Below are 591 nucleotides of genomic sequence, written 5' to 3'. Positions count from 1 at the left end.
TTTTGCCAACGCCACTTTCCAGGTGGGTGCCAACGCCGGTGAAGGCATTGCCATCGACAGCATCGTCTCGGCCAACTCGAGCACCCTGGGAAGAACCTCCATCAACACCGCCGCGGCTGGCAACGCCGGCACCCTCACCGCCATCGCCGACGGCGCGCTGAGCGTGGGCGGTGTCTCTCTGGGTCCGATTGCCGCAGCGGCCACGGGCGCTGAGCGCACCACGCAGGTGATCGATGCGATCAATGCCAAGTCCTCCAACACCGGCATCTTCGCCCGCGCCACGTACACAGCAGGCGCCGTCAGCGGCATGGAAGTGTTCTCCGATCGCACGCTCGTGGCGGGTGATTTCACCGGCGCAGCCTGGGGCACCACCGCCAGTGCGGCAGCCCCTGTCATCGCAGGCGCTGCCAGCAACCGCTTCGCCTCAGACATCAACGTGAACAGCTTCGGCGATTCCCAGTTGGCACTGAAAGTGATCGACAACGCGATCAACGCCATCAACAGCTCGCGTGCCGACCTCGGTGCCCTGCAAAGCCGCTTCGAGAACGCCGTGGCCAACATCCAGATCACCGGCGAGAACATCTCCGCCGC

Annotated in this window: 1 protein-coding gene; it reads left to right on the top strand. The window is 65.0% G+C overall.

What is annotated here, in order from left to right; translation table 11 throughout:
• On the top strand, positions 1 to 591 hold a 591-nt coding region (locus HPA01S_RS22475; protein WP_281193173.1), incomplete at both ends, for a flagellin.

It is taken from the genome of Hydrogenophaga palleronii NBRC 102513 (genome assembly GCF_001571225.1).
GTDB lineage: Bacteria > Pseudomonadota > Gammaproteobacteria > Burkholderiales > Burkholderiaceae_C > Hydrogenophaga > Hydrogenophaga palleronii.
This window is presented reverse-complemented; position numbering and strand designations above follow the sequence as displayed.